Genomic DNA, 16,439 nt, shown 5'->3' on the forward strand with positions numbered 1-16,439 from the left:
CTGAGTCCAGGCAATCAGATCGTGACTCCCTTGATCTTCGGAAATGGTTTGCTGAGAGTCCAATTCTCGAAGAAGCCGAGGAACAGTTTCCATTCGGGATAAGCGCTCATCCAGTTCGCCATGGGGATGTCGCCATCTTTGGTCTTGACCGTGGTCGCTTTGATTTCTGCCGCGAAGGCCATCACTTCGGCAGAACCGGCTTGTTGCGCCATCTGAAAAATCCCGATCGCGACGGCGCCGGACAAATAGGGTCCGAAGGATAGATAGTTCGTCTTGAGCCAGGCGCGGGCGCTGGCAATCTCCGCAGTCGTCGGCGGGCTGGAGATCGACTTTAGTTGCGCGAAGCCTGCTTTCGGGCCGACCGATCCCATCGTGCCCTGAACGGTAGGATCAAACCCGAATTTCTTGCTTTTGATATCGGCGGCGATCGCCGGTGTGGCGTCTGCACTATGCTTGAGGCGGGAATGCAGCAAAATAGAATCGTCGTTGCTTGTCGTCCCCCCTTTCACCGTCGCTTCGACATCGGCCTGCGTCTTGCCCTTTTCCCAGTCTTTCGAGTCGACGGTAACGCCTTCATAGTCCGGGCCCCATTTTGAAAGCTCGGTTGTCTTTAACGGCCGCAATCCCGTCGCCGCCAGGACCTGATTCACCGACTCGAGCGCGGCCAGGGTCGTGATGCCATCGGAATCCCAAGGCTTGCTCTTGAACCCCGGCGTCCGGAACCTGCCGGTGCCGTGCGCAATCACGTCGTCGATCTGGGTGCGATTGGCCGATGGAATGCTTGTCCAGGTCTTGGCCGCCATGGCATCGCTGCGTCCGGTGATCAGCGCGTCGCGGATCGCCCATTCGGTTTGAAGTATCTTCTCCGCTCGTTCCTGCGCCGTTCCCTTCAGGAAGATATGATTGTCGGTCGTGTCGTTCCAGTCATAGGCGTGATTTCCCAGCCAATGCCCGGCCGCGGCAATGTCGAATACAACGCGCCAATTGTCCCCCTGGGCGACACGTTTTCCCACCAGATAAAATGTGGCCTTTGCGCCGGCCGCATTCAGCGCATCGAGCACGAGGCGCGTGTTTCCGGCACTGTCGGGCCCATCATCATAAGTAAGCTGAACCCTTTGAATGCGGGCGTCCGCCTCGGACAGTGGAGGTGTGGACCGCGACGATCCGGACCCGACTGCTACCGAATATCCGGCAACGTCGAAATATCGGGAATGGAGACCTCCCCAAGCCAGCGAGTTGGCGGCATTGTCGGCTTCCGTCTCCGAAGTCGATCCGGGGGAAGACATCACTCGATCGGGAGTCTGTCCTTTTCGTTGCTGGACGACATGTGCCAGTTCGTGCGCGATGAGCCGTTGTCCGGACGCACTGTTCGGCTGATATTGACCAGAGCCGAATATAATTTCCCCACCCTGGGTATATGCGCGCGCGCCCAATTGACGCGCCGAACGGGCAGCGGCGGAATCGCTGTGGACGCGGATCTCGGCAAAACTACGGCCGAACGCTCGTTCGAATGGCGCTCTTAAATGGCCCTCCAACGGCTTGCCGGCAGAGCCGGACGATGCACCGGGAAAGGGAAGACCTTGATCGGTCCCTGTCAGCGCCTGCGTGTGCGGGGCTTGCGATTGCGGATCGAAGCTGCGGTCGCGATTTGGCTTTGCAGCGGCATCTGGATCCCTGGCAAGTGCGACATGTCTCGCCATCAGCGCCTCCGCCCCATTTCTTACGCGCCCGTCGGCTTTTCAAATTTGCGATCCATGCGGGTCGTGGCGACGAATTCGTATTGCGCAAGACGGCCATGATCGAGACCCTGGGTCGGTAGATCGGCCTGTTCCTCAATGCGCCGGCGCTGATCAGCGTTCGCCCGGCTGGCGTCGTCGATCCCATCGAAATGGGTCTCGAAGTCGACGAAAGAAAACATCTGCACCGCATAGCATAATAGCGTGAGTGCGACAATCTCCATACCGTCCTTTAGAACTATAATGGACTGCCGGCGTTGCACCGGAAAGAACCTGTTGAAGTGCGAAAAGTGCGACACAACGGGTAAAATACTTCGCAGCTTCGGACGGCCATCGCTTCAGCGGCCCGCGACGTCGCGAATATCTGCCGGATTTCTCGTGTCGACGATTTGTCCGCCGTGGGGTGCGCTGTGCGGTTCTCGGAATCGGCTGACGTTCGCATTGCCACGGGACACACCAAGGCGCCTCGCCACCCGAAACCGACTCCGACTTACGGCAACGATGCGCAGGCGGAGCTCGGCACCGGGAGGACCGGCGCGGTGCTGCCGGTGCGCCAGTTCCACGACTGGCTTCCTTCCGCCCGCCGGCGGCACGTCACGCGTTCATGGAGCGCGTACATGCCCGGCATGAGCCCCGCGGAAGCGCGCGGGCTTTCGGCGAAATGCATGAAGGCGCCTGCGGAGCCCGAAGCGTTCCAGGCTGGGCTGCCTGCGGCCGCCGGCTTTCCGTTGCGCGCGAAGCTCGTCCAATAATCCAGCATCTCGCCGGAGAACCGCCGTTCGGCAGCGGTGTCCGGGATCACCGGCCAGAATGACGGCGTGTTCGCGATCGTCCCGAACACGAACGGCACTTCGCTGGCGTGGAAGCCGGGGAGGCCCGTCGCGTCGGCGCTCGGATAGCTGTGGCTGAAATAATAGAGGAAGGCGGGCTGCCCGATCGCGGACTGCTTGCGGACCAGCCGCTCGGACGCCCAGCCGAAGACGGCGTCCCGCGTGCTGTCCAGCCCGTTCTGCTCGAGGTCACGCGCGGCGGGATAGAGGCGGAGATAGTCTTCCGCCAGATCGCCGTAGCGTGATCGGATTTCCGCCGCATAGGCGTCCGCGCTTGCCGGCACCGGCGGCAACAGGTGACGCAGGGTCCGGATCTCGCCGCTGTTGAAGCCGGCGATCAGTGGCACCGGCGCCTGCTCGCCGCGATCGAAGACGTCGACCAGCTGGCGCGGGAGAATCTTGCCGTCGATCGTGCCATAAGGAACATATCCCGTCGCAGCGGATGCCTCGATCAGCTTGCGCGGGTCCATCGCACGCAGCGCTGCGAGATCAGGTGCCCCGAGCTTGCCCATCAGCCATTGGCCGATGTCCTCTGCGGGAAATTCCTCGCCGCGTTTGCTGCGCAGCTCGGGCATGGTGAACAGATAGCCGCTCTGCACGATCGCCCGGTCGAAGCTGCCGCGGGCGCGCGGCGAGGCGAGCAGATATTCGACGCTGAGCGCGCCGGCCGATTCTCCGAAGATGGTCACGTTGCCCGGATCGCCGCCGAACGCGGCGATGTTCCTGCGTACCCACTTCAGCGCCTCGATCTGGTCGAGCAGCCCGTAATTGCCCGAGACATGGTCCGGCGACTCCTTGCTCAGGCCGGGGTGCGCCAGATAGCCGAGCACGCCCAGCCGATAGTTGATCGAGACGAGCACGACCCCGCGTTTGGCGAACTCCTTGCCGTCGTACATCTTCGAGTGGCCTGATCCCCAGATCAGCGTGCCGCCGTGGATCCACACCATCACCGGCGCCTTGCGCGCGTTCGCCGGCGCAGTGACGTCGAGCGTCAGGCAGTCCTCGGACATCGCCACCTTGCCGCGATCATAGGGTCCGGGCGCCATCGGCGGCTGCATGCAGGCGACGCCCATCGTCTGCGCGGCGCGCACGCCTCTCCATCGCGGCATCGGGGCAGGCGCGCGCCAGCGGCGCTCGCCCAAGGGCGGCAGCGCATAGGGAATCGTGCGAAACACCTCGGCGTCGCCCTCGCGCAATCCCTTCAGCGATCCGGCCGGCGCGTTCACGACCGGCGCCCTCGCTGGCGTTTGCGCGAGTGCGCCGCCCGCTCCGACGAGCGCGACGGACACGGCGACGGTCATCGAGCGCGACAGGGTCTTCATGATGGGCTTCCTTCGGAAAGACGTTCGGTGCGGCGGATCAGGCGGGCGAGGAGCAGGAACAATGCGGCCCCGATCAAATACATCGGCGCGAGTGCGAAATAGGCCATTTGCAGAGCGTGGGCGCCGTATTCCGGCCGGAAGAAATCGCTCGCCAGGCCGACATAGGTGGGGCCCAGGCCCAGCCCGATCAGGTTCATCACCAGCAGTAGCAGCGCGCCCGAGATCACCCGCCGTTCGGGCTGGACCTCGCCCTGCACGAAGGTGACCGTCGCCGAGAGAAAGAACGAGTTGAGAAACATGGGCATGCACAGAAAGAGCAAGGCAAGGCGCCAGCCCGGCGCCCAGGCGAAACCCAGGAAGAAGGGCAAGGCGAGCAGCAACGAGAGCGCAGGGATCGTCGCATAGGCAGCCTTGCGGCGCGCCGCGAGCCGGTCGACCAGCCGGCCCGAGGTATAGATGCCGGCGCCCATTCCGATCCCGACCACCAGCGCGTACCAGATCGCCACGTCGCCCAATTCCATGCCCTTTTCGCGCATGAGGAAGAGGACGGTGAAATTGAGCAGGCCATAGGTGATGAAGTTGCCCGCGCCGCTCGCCAGCGACGCGGTAAGCAGCAGCGGGTTGGCGAAGAACTGCACGATCGTGGTGAGGAAGCCCGTCGCGGTGGCTCCGCGATCTCCGGCCGCCACGAGTCCACCTTGCCGTTCGCGTCGCGGATCGCGGACGATCAGATATACGGCAAGCGCCGCCACCACGCCGATCGCGCCGATGACGTAAAAGGGTATCCGCCAATCGAAAGCCGCCGCGAGCGAGGCGCCGAAGGCGACGCCCAGCGCGGACCCGAGCGGCGGCCCGAGGTTGAAGATCGCCATCGCCGTGGTGCGGCGCTCGCGCGGAAAAGTGTCCGAGATGATCGCATAAGACGGCGGCACGCCGCCTGCCTCGCCCACGCCCACCATCATCCGCGCGACGGCCAACTGTGCATAGCTACCCGCAAGGCCGCAGGCTGCGGTCGCGGCGCTCCACAATGCGCAGCCGATCGAGAGGACTTTCACGCGGCTGGTGCGATCGGCCAGCCAGCCGATCGGGATTGCGATCAGGCAGTAGAAGAGGGCAAAATAGAAGCCCGTCAGCAGTCCCAATTGGCCGTCGGTGATCCGAAGACTGTCCTGGATCGGCTTGGCGAGGATCGAAATGAGCTGGCGATCGAGGAAATTGAGGACATAGACGAAGCACAGCATCGCCAGCGTGACCCGCGCGCTCGCAGCGGACCCCGACATCGCTTCCTGGCCGGAGGGCGGCGCGGGAGCTTTGCGCGGTTCACGCGATCCGTCGATTGCAGACACCATTTGCCGGTTCACCTCTTCAGCCGTTCGCCATCCAGCCGGGCTTGCCCCGCCCGCCGGAATAGCCCGCGGCAACACGCTGTTTCAGCAGGGCGGGCGGGCGAAAGCGCTCGCCATAGGCATCCTGCAAAATCTCTTGCACCTGAAGGCAAAGCCCCGAGGTGACATTGTCCATCAAGGCGAAGGGGCCGATCGGATGGCCGAGGCCCAGCCGACATGCGGTGTCGAGATGGTCGGGGCTCGCGACACCCTCTTCGACCAGTCGCACTGCCTCGATCAGCATTGCGTGCAGCATCCGGTTCACCGCGAATCCGGCGACATCCTTCACCGCGATCGGCTGCTTGCCTGCGGCTTCGAGAATGGCGACGGTCCATGCCACCGTCTCCGGATCGGTATCGAAGCCGGGCACGACTTCGACCAGCCGCATCCGGAAGACAGGCGAGAAATAATGAGTGCCCACGAATCTGGGCCGGCGCGCCGGCGAAAGCGCCGCGCCGAGGGTCGAGATCGGCAGTGTCGACGTGTTCGATGCGATCACGCACGCCTCGGGGCATGCCGCGTCGAGCGCCGCCAGAACGTTTCGCTTGACGTCGAGGGACTCGTACACGGCCTCGGTCACCAGATCGCGGTCCGCGAAGCAGGCGAGATCCGGCGCGGGGCGCAGGCGGTCGAGGGCAGTCGAGCGTTGTGCCTCGGTATAGAGGCCTCGCGCGACGCCGCGATCGAGGATGGTGCCCAGTCGGGCCAGCGCCGCGTCGAGCGCGCCCGGATCGCGATCGTTGAGCCGCACGTCCATTCCGGCCAGCGCGAAGACGAGCGCGATCTCCGCGCCCATCAGGCCAGCGCCGACCACGCCGATCCGCATCTCAACGAACGGCTGCGACATAGCGGTCGAACTCCCCTTGCGCATAGTCGGCGCGCAACTGCACCTTGTCGATCTTGCCGGTCGCGGCCAGCGGCATGCGCGGCACTTGCACGACCTCGTCCGGCAACCACCAATCGGCCACCTTGCCGCGCAGTATCTCGACGAATGCCCGCGCGTCGCCGGCGTCGTTCTGGCGAAGCTCGACGATCAGCACCGGGCGCTCACCCCATTTGGGATGCGGCTTGCCGATCACGGCAACCTGCCCGACGCGCGGATCCCGGCCGACGATCGCCTCCATCTCGGCAGGGTTGATCCATTCGCCGCCCGATTTGATCAGATCCTTCGAGCGTCCGCAGATCGTGAGCGACCCCTCCGCGTCGATCGTCGCGAGGTCGCCCGTATCAAAATAGCCTTCGTCGTCGAGCGCATCTTCCTTCGCGTTCAGATAGCGGTCGATCACGGCCGGGCCCTTGACCTTGAGATGGCCGACTACTCCGCGCTGCTCGGGGAGGGGCACTCCCGATGCGTCGGTGAGCTTCAGGTCGACGCCGATCGGAGGACGCCCGGACGATCGTTCGGCCGTCGCCGCGAACTGGATCGAATCGGCGGTGCCGAGCGGCGACATCTCGGTCATGCCCCAGGTCGTCTGTACCCGCACTCCCAAGCGCTCCTCCATCCGACGGATAAGCGCATCGGGGCATTTCGAGCCGCCGATGATGACTCGCTCCAGGCTGGGAAGCTCCTCGCCGGTGGCGTCGAGATACTCGAGAAGCCCGATCCACACCGTCTGCACGCCGCCGGCGATGGTCACCTTCTCGTCGCGGATCAGCGTAGCAAGGCTGGCACCGTCAAGGTCTCGTCCGGGGAGGACCAGGCTGGCGCCCACCGCGGGTGCGGAGAAGGGGAGGCCCCAGGCGTTGGCGTGGAACATCGGGATCGCCACGAGGATCGTATCCTTTGCCGAGAGGCAATAGGCGTCGGGCTGGATCGACATCAGCGTGTGGTGATAATTGGAGCGGTGGGTGAACAGGACGCCCTTCGGTTTGCCCGTGGTTCCGGAGGTGAAGCAGAGGCCGGCCGCACTGTCCTCGTCGAACCGGCCCCATTCGATCGGCTTTCCGCGCGCATCGACCAGCGCATCGATCCCCTCGACCGGAACGGCGAAGCTGCTGGCCGTCCGGGCGTCCACCGCCGCATCCAGCACGAGGATCCGTTCGACCGTCGGACATAGAGGCAGCAATTCCACCAGCGCGGGAAGCAGATTCGCCGCGATCGCCAATATCCGGTCCTCGGCCTCGTTGATCATCGCGGCGAGATGCGCTGCGGTGAGCCGCGGATTCAGCGTGTGACACACCAGCCCGGAATTCATCGTCGCATAATAGAGTTCGAGATGATGCTGGGTGTTCCACGCCAGCGTGCCGACGCGGTCGCCGATCCGCAGTCCGAGCGCCAGCAGCGCACCGGACAGCAGATTGCTTCGGGCACGCAGTTCCGCATAGCCGGTGCGCCGCAGAATCTTGCCGCGCGACGCGGTCGCTACGGTGCTGGTCGCGTGCCATTTAGCGGCATGGTCGACGAACTTGTCGAGGGTCAGCGCATAATGTTGCATGTGCTTCAGAAGCTCTTGCGCAGGTTGAGCGCGACGTAGCGCCCGACAGGATTGTAGGCGCCGCCAATCCCGTCGGTCGCCGGGAAGAAGGGTGGGGTCTGGTCCAGCAGGTCGTTGATCTGCATCGCCAGTTCGGTCCCTTTGGCGAGTCCGCTATCCGGCAGCTTGACCGATACGCGCAGGTCGATCGTCGTATAGGCGCCCGCGCTGTACCCGGCGGTCCCCGTCGGGGTGGCGTAGAGGCCCGTCACGCCGTGCCGATAGTTGACGAAGCCGACCGCGCTCAGCGGCCCTGCCTGCGCGCCGAGCGTGCCGCGCAACGTCATCTTCGGCACGCCGAGCGACAGCTGATCCGAAACCGGCGCCGTCGACGAAAGCTGCGTCTCGAACTTGAGGATATAGTTGCCCGCGAGGCCGGCGAAGACCGTTCCGAAGCCCGTCGCGCGACGATAATTGACGTCGAAATCCAGACCGTTGGTGTCGCGAACCCCGAAATTGCCTTGGCGGAAATCGAGCAGGTTCCCGATCACGGGCAGCGCGCCGGGGACGAAGTTCACCGGCACCGCGATCGAAAGCAGGCTGCTCAATTGCGCCGCGTCAGGATTGCGGAAGACCACCGAAGCGAAGGTCGGATCGGTGAACGCGATGCTGCCTCCCGGCGTGCCGATCACGTCGGTGTAGTGAATGTCGTAGAAGGTGACGCTCGCGCGCAGCCCCGGCACGCCGGCCGGTTGCAGGTCGGCACCGAACGACCAGGTTCGGGCCTTTTCCGGCTGCAGCCCGCGATTGCCGCCCAGCAGGAATATCGTGTCGACCTGCGCCGCGCCGCGGGTCGGATCGCGATAGGTGCTGCCGGCGATCGCAGCGGCGTTGAAATAATAGGCGCCGACGGTGGCGCCGACGTCGCGCAGTCCCGGCGCCCGGAACGAGGTGCCGTAAGTGCCGCGCAAGGTCAGGCCGCCCAGCGGGTCCCAGTTGAGCCCGACCTTGGGATTAAACGTCGACCCGAAATCGCTATAGTCGTCGTAGCGCCCGGAGAGCGACAGCACGAGCCGGCGCATCAGCGGTACCTGATTGCCCGTGCCGAAGATCGGCACGAACAATTCGCCATAAGCCGACTTGATGTTGCGATCGAGCGACTCGGGTACCGGATTGCCGCCATAGATGCCGCGCTGGCGGAACGCCTCGTGCCGGTACTCGGCACCGACTGCGATCTTCAGCGGTCCGCCGGGCAGGTCGGCGAGCGGCCCGTCGATCCGCCCCGCGCCAAGCCAGGTGCGCTGGTGGATGGTCAGGTCGCCGGCATAGTCGGTGATCGCAGCGGCGACGGCCGGCGCGGTGCCGTTGCCGAAGGGATCGAGCGCGGTCGCCGGCGTCGTGCCGAGCGCCGCCGCGTCGAGCGCCGCGGGGTTGATCGCGGGCAAATACGCGTCGTTTCGCGCCCAATCGACGGTGCCGTAGACGGTCAGCCTCAGGTCGCCGGTCAGCCGCGCGTCGATCCCGGCCGACGAATTGCCCGCCCGCACGCGGAAGCGGTTGTCGATATGGTCCGCCCCGTAGAGATTGTCGGTGCGGAACTGGACGAATTCGTTCGTCGCGCCCGTGCCCGGCGGCGTGCGGAAGAACGGGTTGGCGAAGCCCGGCAGGTTGTAGAGGATCACGCCGCCCGAGGCGCCGGCCCCGGCGGGCGGCGGCACCTGCACGATGTCCTTGCGGTCCGAATAAAGGATCTCGCCCCACAGCGTGACCCGGTCGCTCAGATCCTGATGCGCGGTGAGATAGGCGCTGTGCAGCCGTGACTCAGGCACCAGATCGGTTACCGCGCCGTTGTCGCAAGAGTTGCGCGTGTTCGGCGCGAGCGCGGGCGTTGCGTAGCTGACGGCGTAAGCGGTCGTGTTGACCAGCACGTTTGCCGCCGGGCAGACGGTGGTGCGCGAGTCGACGCCGCCATAGGGGCGGAAGTCCACCACGCGATAGCGGCGATCGGCGCCGAGGATATTGTCGTTTCCGGCATATTGATACGCCGCGACGATGGCCCCGCTTTCCCAGTCGTGACCGACCAGCGCGCTTGCGCTGACGCTCGTATAATCGTCGGCCATGCCGTAGCGGACCGACGCCTCGACGCCGTCGGCACGCTTGCGGGTGATGAAGTTCACTACCCCCGCGACTGCGTCCGAGCCATAGATCGCCGAGGCGCCGTCGGCGACGATCTCGACGCGCTCGATCGCGAGGTCGGGCAGGAACGGGAAGTCTGGATTGGTCTGGTTGGTACCGCCCGCGACCAGCCGGTGCCCGTTCATCAACGGCAGCGTGGCGCTAGCCGGCAGGCTGCGCAGGCCCGGCGCGAAGGCACCTGCGCCGCCGTTCGCTGCCCGCGGTGCGCTGTTGAAGCTATTGAGTTGCGGCACGCTGGCGAGCAGATCCGCGGTCGTGTTCGCGCCTACGGTCCGGATGTCCTCGCGCGTGACGCTGATCAGGTTGGACCCGGTGGGCGGCACGCCGCGGATGCTCGATCCCGTCACGACGATCTCGTCTTCGTCGCGTGCTTCCGCAGGCGCGGCTTCGGTCTGCGAGAGCGGCGTCTCGGCTGGCGTGGCCGCTGCATCGTCCTGCGTGCGCGCCGCCGCGCTCTGGGCCCGGGCCGGTGCCGCGGCGTGCAGCATCGCCATGAGGGCCGTGCCCACGAGCAGCATTTGCCTGCCCGGATTCCGAGTGCCTGTCATATGATCCTCCCCCATGTTTTTTTGTTGGGAGCATCGTCGCTCGACAGCGCGTGCCTGGCGATGACGGGTTTGACGGCCAGATTTAACTCAAGTGACCAGATTTGCCCGATCAAGCGCTCGTGCGTTCGCTCAGCAGCATCGTCGCCGCAATCACGCGCGCGCCGTCGGGCTTGTGGCGCATGCGGTATTGGGATGGGGTCAGTCCGGCCCATTCGGTGAAGTTGCGCGTGAAGCTGCCGGGCTCGCTGAAACCGACCCGATAGCCCACCTCGGTAATCGACAGGTCGGTCACCAGCAGATAGGCTGCTGCGAGTTCCCCGCGTAGCCGCGTCCGGATCTGCTGGAAGCTTTCCCCCTCGCGTGCCAGATCGCGGCGCAGCCGGCGGGGGCGGCTGCGCAGCCGCTCGGCGACTGCCTCGATCGGCGCGGACCAATTCTGCGAACGCTGGAAATCCGCCAACGCGTGTTCGGTGCGGGCACGCCATGTCGTGCGGCCAGTCGGCGTCGCGAACCAGTCGGGATTGCTCGCATTATATTCCTGATATTCGGCGAGCGTCCCGTGGATCAGCCGCGCGCTCAGATCGCTGCGTTCATAGAAGAGCGCGTCGAACGGTGCTTCGTATCGGATCGGGCAGCCGAACAGCGCGAAGCGGTCGAACCCGTTCGGCTGCACCGGCCGCGCGGCGCGCACCTGCACGCCGCGCAGACGCAAAGGCCGCCCGATCAGCCAGCTGAACAACTGGAAGATCCACACGAAGCGGAACCACACGAAGATGTCGCGGTCCACGCCTTCGACCGTGTGATAGACGCAGACATGTTTCACGCCCCAGCGGTCCTCGATCAGTTGCGGGCCTATGTCCCTGGACAAGGCCTGGGTGAAGCGGATGCTCACCCGGATCGACTCGCCGAACGTCTCGCAGTGCAGGTAGGAGAGCGTGCGCTCCAGATCGAGCGCGACCCGGCAACGCTCTGCCATGAAGCCGATAAAGGCATCGTCCAGTGCCAGCTGGATCTGCTGGATCAGCCGGAACAGCGCGCGGCCGTCGATTGCGGCGTCCACATCGCCATATGCCGACGGGTCGATGCCGGCGTTTCGCAATAGCTGCTTCGGGTCCCGCCCTTGCAGTACGGCCCCGCCCAGGAGGCGCTCGACCGCAATGCCGTCGAGCCCGAATACGCGCGCCGGGGCCGAGGGTCGCGACGCAAAACCCGACATGTTCGTGACGTCAGCCATGAGAACCCTAGAATTCCACGATCGCTCGCAACGCGCTAGGGCAATCGAGGATCACCCCGACATTGTTGGTGCCCGGACCAAAAGGGCTGAGCGCCTCGCGGCAGCCTCTGCCTCCGCGAGCGGAATTTTCGGGAGAAGGCCTCACGCGTAACCCGCTGAGGGACCTCAACAGGGCGTGAGGTGCATGAGCAGGGGGCGGGCTCGGCCGGCCGAAAGACGCCAGACCGAGACGCTATGCGACTGGCGCAGCGAGGAGGCGCCGCTCCACGCCGTGCGGCTGGACAAGCGGCTCACCCCAAACGCGTGCACGCCGTCCAGGATTCATCGTCGAACGCGCCCGCACATCGAACGATGGCTTTGCGGCAGGCGCGTCCGTCAGGCGTGCGACCCGCTATAACGCCGCGTGATTCAGGTTTCAGTTCGGCGTTCCACGGCTCCGGGATCGGACCGTGCGATTCTGCTAGGCAATGCAAATCATGTATCATACGATACCTTTATAATAAGCTTGCCGTCCTGTCCTTGAGGCAGCCGTCGAATTGACAAGACGAGCGCAGCAACTGGTCATCATTTCGGGGTTGCGGGCTTCGTGCCGGCCAGATGAGCAAGGCAATAATGCCGCATCGTCCTGGTAGACGACCTCGTGTGACAGGGAGGATATATGATCGGAATTCGCAAGATGCCGCGGCCGTATTTGGTCGCCAGCGGCGCAGTCGCCGCGTTGCTTTCGGTGCCGGCCGCGCACGCCCAGGACGAGCGCGACGCGCGCGACAATGAGGAGATCGTGGTCACGGCGACCAAGCGCGCCACGACGATCCAGGACGTCCCGTTCTCGATCAACGCGCAGACCGAACTCGACATCGAGCGTGCCAATGCCGGCACGGTCGAGGATCTGTCACGCAACGTCGCGGGGCTCGCGATCCAGAATCTCGGGCCGGGGCAGAGCCAGGTTTCGGTCCGCGGCGTCTCCGCCGGCCAGGTCGCCCGCGACCAGCCGGGCGTGAAGGAGCAGGTCGGCGTCTATCTCGACGAATCGGTCATCTCGCTCTCGCTGTTCACCCCCGACCTCGACCTCTACGATCTCAACCGGGTCGAGACGCTCCGCGGCCCGCAGGGCACGTTGTTCGGATCGGGATCGGTCGGCGGCACGCTGCGCTACATCACCAACCAGCCGAATACCCGCGAGGTCGAGGGCAGGGTCGAGGCCAATATCAACCTCGTCGACGGCGATGATCTGGGCGGCCATCTGAAAGGCGCGGTCAACGTTCCGATCTCGGAGAAGGCGGCGGTTCGCGCCGTCGGCTATTACACGCGCTATGCCGGTTTCATCAACGCGCGGCGCGAGGGCGGCGGTATCGACGAGGACGTGAACGACGGCGAACGTTATGGTGGCCGTCTGTCGCTGCTGCTCCAGCCGACCGAGGAACTGTCGATCACTCCGCGGGTGGTCTATCAGAAGATCACGACCAACGGCTTCAATCGCCAGGAAGTCTACAACCTCTACGCCAATCCCTATACCACGACGCGGCCGCAGATCTCGCTGGGCGAGCGCGAGCAATATCTGCTGCTGCGCGAAGGCTTCGAGGACGAGATCCTGCTTGCCGACATGACCGTGCAATTGTCGCGCGGGCCGGTCGATGTGACAGCGGTCACCAGCTATACCGATCGCAGGATCCGGGTGAGCCGCGATGCCAGTGCGCTGACCGGCAGCGTTTCGGTCGATCTCGGTTTTCCGGCGGTTGGGGGCGTGCTGTTGCCGTCGAATCTCGTCGACCGTACCAAGCTGAGCCAGTTCACCCAGGAATTGCGCTTCGCGTCGAACGACACCGCCAGCCCGTTCCAATGGCTGGTCGGTCTATTCTATTCGAACACCGACCGTGCCTATACCCAGCGGCTGCCGACTCCGGGCTATGACGCGGCGACCGACGCCACCCTGGGTGCCGGCACCTCGGCAGCGGTGGCGAACGGCTTCGGGCCGGACTCGCCATATAACGCCGATATTCCCTACAGCCTTCAGCAGATGGCGGCGTTCGGGGAGATGAGCTACGACATCACCGATCGCTTCACCGCCACGGTCGGCGGCCGTTACTATGCATTCAACGAAAAGCGGACGTTCACGTCGGGTGGCCTGTTCACCAATCTCGACGACAATACCGACAAGACCAAATCGGAAGGCTTTTCGCCGCGCGCGCTGCTGAGCTTCGAGGCGAGCGATGCCGTCACCTTCAACGCGCAGGTCTCGAAGGGATTCCGGCTCGGCGGCGTCAACGACCCGCTCAATTTGCCGTTATGCGGACCGACCGACGCATCGGTGTTCGGCAATCGCCCCCGCTATGACGATGAATCGCTGTGGAACTACGAAGGCGGGGTAAAGGCGATCAGCGGGCCGTTCCGCCTCGGCGCCGCCTTGTTCTACACCGATATCAAGAATTTGCAGGTCACCGCCGACGCCGGCTCGTGCTCGTCCCGCGTCGTGTTCAACGTGCCCAAGGCGCATACCAAGGGCGTCGAACTCGAGGTCGAAGCGACGCCGGTCAAGGGCCTCGAGCTGTCGGTCTCGGGGAGCTATGTCGAGGCGGAGTTCGACGCCACGATCGCATTGCCCAGCGGCGCGGTCATCGAAGGCATCCGCGACGGCAATCGCCTGCCGTCGGTGCCGAAGTTCCAGATGTCGGCGAGCGCCAGCTACACCTTCCCCGTCGGCGCGGGCAGCGAAGCCTATCTCGCGGCGTCGTTCCAGCATGTCGGCAGCCGTTTCACCCAGCCCGGTGATCAGGAGAATAACCCGCGCACCTTCGTCCACGGCCTGCCGTTCGGCGGCGCGCCTGCCAGCGCCGCGACGACCGTCGACCTCGAATTGCCGGCCTATCAGCTCGTAGGCCTGAGCGCGGGGATCGATTTCACCAGCGATCTGGGGGTCTCGCTCTACGTCAACAATCTGCTCGACGAGAACGCATTGCTCTCGTTCGATCGCGAACGCGGCGGCCGTGCGCGTCTGGGTTTCGCCACCAATCAGCCCCGCACGATCGGCATGACCGTTCGCAAAAGGTTCTGAAGACCATCCGGTTTGGCGCGGGTCACGATTTTCGATTACAGATTTCCGCCGCCAGATTGTCGTGGGGTGCGAAACGGCTGCGACGGGCGGCCGGAACCGGATGCGGTCATTTGGATAAGGATGCGGCAGTTCGCGAGTGGTTCTGCCGGGAGGTGCTCCCGCTGGAGCCATCGCTGCTGCGCTTCATCCGGCGAAACTGGCCGGTGGCGGACGACGCGACCGATTTGATGCACGACGTCTATGAACTCGCGATCACCGGCGCCCGGAGCGCGATCCCGCACCATACGCCGGGTTATCTGTTCACGGTGGCGCGCAACCATCTGATCAACCGCGCCAAGCGGGCGCGGATCGTGTCGTTCGATCTCGTCGCCGATCTGGAGACCATGGTCGCGGACGTCGATATGTTCGAAGCCGAGCGCCAGCTCCATGCGCGCGACGCACTGCGGCGGGTCCAGGCCGGGCTAGAAAGGCTGTCGCCGCGAGTCCGGGAGATCGTCCTGCTGCGCAAGCTGGAAGGGCTCGACGTCGCCGAGACCTCGGCGCGACTGGGCATCGGCAAGGATGCGGTCAATCATCAACTCGCGATGGGCATGAAGGCGCTCGCCGATTATATGCTCGGCGGCACCGGCAAGATCGTGCGGCGCCGATACAGCGCCGGTGGACGGAAAGGGGCGAAACGTGACTGACGCCCGCTCCGCGCGCGATCGTGCCGCCGACTGGATCCTTGCTCGTGAGGAGGAGGGTTGGTCCGCGCAGGACCAGGCGGCGCTGGATGCCTGGCTCGACGAATCGGATCTGCACAAGGCCGCATTCTGGCGGCTCGAGCATAGTTGGCGCGAAGCCGACCGCGCTGCCGCGCTCGGCAGCGGCGCAGCGGCAGTACCGCGACGGCGCGCGGCGGCATGGCGATCGCGGCCGAGGATATGGTCCGCGCTGACTGCGGTTGCGGCCTCCGCGGCGGTCGTTATCGGCGTGAGCTTGCATCAAGGGCGCCCGCCCGCCGGTGAAGCGGCGGGCGCCACTGCCGCCTTCGCCACCGAAGTGGGCGGGCATCGTGCACTCGGGCTTTCCGACGGCAGCCGCGTCGAGCTCAACACCGACACCCGCGTGCGCACCGCGGTCGGCGGCGACCGCCGTGCGGTGTGGCTCGACAAGGGAGAGGCCTTTTTCGAAGTGGCGCACCGCGACGGGCAGCCGTTCGTCGTGCATGCCGGCACGCGCGAAATCACGGTGCTCGGCACCAAATTCTCGGTGCGGCGCTCGGGCGACAAGGTCACCGTATGGGTGCGCGAGGGGCGGGTGCGTGTCGAGAATGTCGAGCATGCCAGCGCGGCCCGCTCGACCGTGGTATCGGCCGGCGGCGTCGCGCTGAGCGACGGAGCGGCGACGCTGGTCACGTCCGCTTCGCCCGAGCGCGTCGAGCAGGCGTTGTCGTGGCGCGAGGGAACGCTCAGCTTCGATCACGAGCGGCTCGCCGACATCGCGCTGGAATTCAACCGCTACAATCGCAAGAAAATCCTGGTCGAGGATTCCGAGGCTGCACGGATCCGGATCGGCGGCACCTTCCCGGCTTCAGAGCCGGGCGCTTTCGCGCGGCTGCTCCGCGACGCCTATGCGCTCGAGATCGAGGAAACGCCGGACGCGATCAAAATTCGGAAGTGAGGTTACAGCGATCGGGACATGGATTGTCTCTATCCCCATGACGGGTGGCTGATGGAGCGC

At 65.2% G+C, this 16,439-nt stretch carries 11 protein-coding genes; 3 read left to right on the plus strand and 8 right to left on the minus strand.

Going from position 1 to position 16,439, the window contains the following annotated elements; genetic code table 11:
* Window positions 1-14: 14 nt before the first annotated feature.
* From Q9Q95_RS11340 to Q9Q95_RS11375, 8 genes are all read right to left on the minus strand, one after another.
* Window positions 15-1,700: a DUF4157 domain-containing protein gene (locus Q9Q95_RS11340; RefSeq protein ID WP_306097062.1), complete on the minus strand. Its 1,686-nt coding sequence runs from the start codon at window positions 1,698-1,700 to the stop codon at window positions 15-17.
* Window positions 1,701-1,720: 20 nt separating this feature from the next.
* A complete protein-coding gene (locus tag Q9Q95_RS11345) occupies window positions 1,721-1,960 on the minus strand; it encodes a hypothetical protein (RefSeq protein WP_306097063.1) in 240 nt (79 codons plus the stop codon).
* A gap of 266 nt (window positions 1,961-2,226) precedes the next feature.
* Window positions 2,227-3,888: a carboxylesterase/lipase family protein gene (locus Q9Q95_RS11350; protein ID WP_306097064.1), complete on the minus strand. Its 1,662-nt coding sequence runs from the start codon at window positions 3,886-3,888 to the stop codon at window positions 2,227-2,229.
* Window positions 3,885-5,168: an MFS transporter gene (locus Q9Q95_RS11355; protein WP_306097065.1), complete on the minus strand. Its 1,284-nt coding sequence runs from the start codon at window positions 5,166-5,168 to the stop codon at window positions 3,885-3,887. Before Q9Q95_RS11355 ends, Q9Q95_RS11350 begins: the two co-directional genes overlap by 4 nt.
* 85 nt (window positions 5,169-5,253) lie before the next feature.
* On the minus strand, window positions 5,254-6,120 hold the full coding sequence (locus Q9Q95_RS11360; protein ID WP_306097066.1) for a 3-hydroxyacyl-CoA dehydrogenase family protein: 867 nt from the start codon (window positions 6,118-6,120) through the stop codon (window positions 5,254-5,256).
* Complete coding sequence (locus Q9Q95_RS11365; protein WP_306097068.1) at window positions 6,101-7,708, minus strand: AMP-binding protein; 1,608 nt, start codon at window positions 7,706-7,708, stop codon at window positions 6,101-6,103. Before Q9Q95_RS11365 ends, Q9Q95_RS11360 begins: the two co-directional genes overlap by 20 nt.
* Window positions 7,709-7,713: 5 nt before the next feature.
* The gene (locus Q9Q95_RS11370; RefSeq protein WP_306097070.1) at window positions 7,714-10,431 is read right to left on the minus strand and encodes a TonB-dependent siderophore receptor; all 2,718 of its coding nucleotides are present in this window, start codon (window positions 10,429-10,431) and stop codon (window positions 7,714-7,716) included.
* Between the two features lie 109 nt (window positions 10,432-10,540).
* Entirely contained in the window at window positions 10,541-11,665 is a 1,125-nt protein-coding gene (locus Q9Q95_RS11375; RefSeq protein WP_306097072.1) for an AraC family transcriptional regulator, read from the minus strand.
* 658 nt (window positions 11,666-12,323) lie between these two features.
* Between Q9Q95_RS11375 and Q9Q95_RS11380 the strand changes: the two genes are divergently transcribed.
* From Q9Q95_RS11380 to Q9Q95_RS11390, 3 genes are read left to right on the plus strand one after another with little or no spacing between them, the layout of a single operon-like run.
* Window positions 12,324-14,717 carry a TonB-dependent receptor gene (locus tag Q9Q95_RS11380; RefSeq protein ID WP_306097074.1) on the plus strand — a complete coding sequence of 798 codons (2,394 nt, stop codon included), beginning with the start codon at window positions 12,324-12,326 and terminating at the stop codon, window positions 14,715-14,717.
* Between the two features lie 56 nt (window positions 14,718-14,773).
* Window positions 14,774-15,403, plus strand: coding sequence for an RNA polymerase sigma factor (locus Q9Q95_RS11385; protein WP_306097075.1), 630 nt, complete (start codon window positions 14,774-14,776; stop codon window positions 15,401-15,403).
* Entirely contained in the window at window positions 15,396-16,379 is a 984-nt protein-coding gene (locus tag Q9Q95_RS11390) for a FecR domain-containing protein (RefSeq protein WP_306097077.1), read from the plus strand. Before Q9Q95_RS11385 ends, Q9Q95_RS11390 begins: the two co-directional genes overlap by 8 nt.
* Window positions 16,380-16,439 lie beyond the last annotated feature (60 nt).

It is taken from the genome of Sphingomonas sp. DG1-23, from assembly GCF_030730875.1.
Taxonomy (GTDB): Bacteria; Pseudomonadota; Alphaproteobacteria; order Sphingomonadales; family Sphingomonadaceae; genus Sphingomonas.

What these genes read in the sequence shown, in the direction of transcription:
- Q9Q95_RS11380 (WP_306097074.1), top strand. Translation starts at nt 12,324, where the DNA reads ATGATCGGAATTCGCAAGATGCCGCGGCCGTATTTGGTCGCCAGCGGC.
- Q9Q95_RS11355 (WP_306097065.1), bottom strand. Translation starts at nt 5,168, where the DNA reads ATGTCGGGGTCCGCTGCGAGCGCGCGGGTCACGCTGGCGATGCTGTGC.
- Q9Q95_RS11350 (WP_306097064.1), bottom strand. Translation starts at nt 3,888, where the DNA reads ATGAAGACCCTGTCGCGCTCGATGACCGTCGCCGTGTCCGTCGCGCTC.
- Q9Q95_RS11345 (WP_306097063.1), bottom strand. Translation starts at nt 1,960, where the DNA reads ATGGAGATTGTCGCACTCACGCTATTATGCTATGCGGTGCAGATGTTT.
- Q9Q95_RS11365 (WP_306097068.1), bottom strand. Translation starts at nt 7,708, where the DNA reads ATGCAACATTATGCGCTGACCCTCGACAAGTTCGTCGACCATGCCGCT.
- Q9Q95_RS11375 (WP_306097072.1), bottom strand. Translation starts at nt 11,665, where the DNA reads ATGGCTGACGTCACGAACATGTCGGGTTTTGCGTCGCGACCCTCGGCC.
- Q9Q95_RS11370 (WP_306097070.1), bottom strand. Translation starts at nt 10,431, where the DNA reads ATGACAGGCACTCGGAATCCGGGCAGGCAAATGCTGCTCGTGGGCACG.
- Q9Q95_RS11340 (WP_306097062.1), bottom strand. Translation starts at nt 1,700, where the DNA reads ATGGCGAGACATGTCGCACTTGCCAGGGATCCAGATGCCGCTGCAAAG.
- Q9Q95_RS11360 (WP_306097066.1), bottom strand. Translation starts at nt 6,120, where the DNA reads ATGTCGCAGCCGTTCGTTGAGATGCGGATCGGCGTGGTCGGCGCTGGC.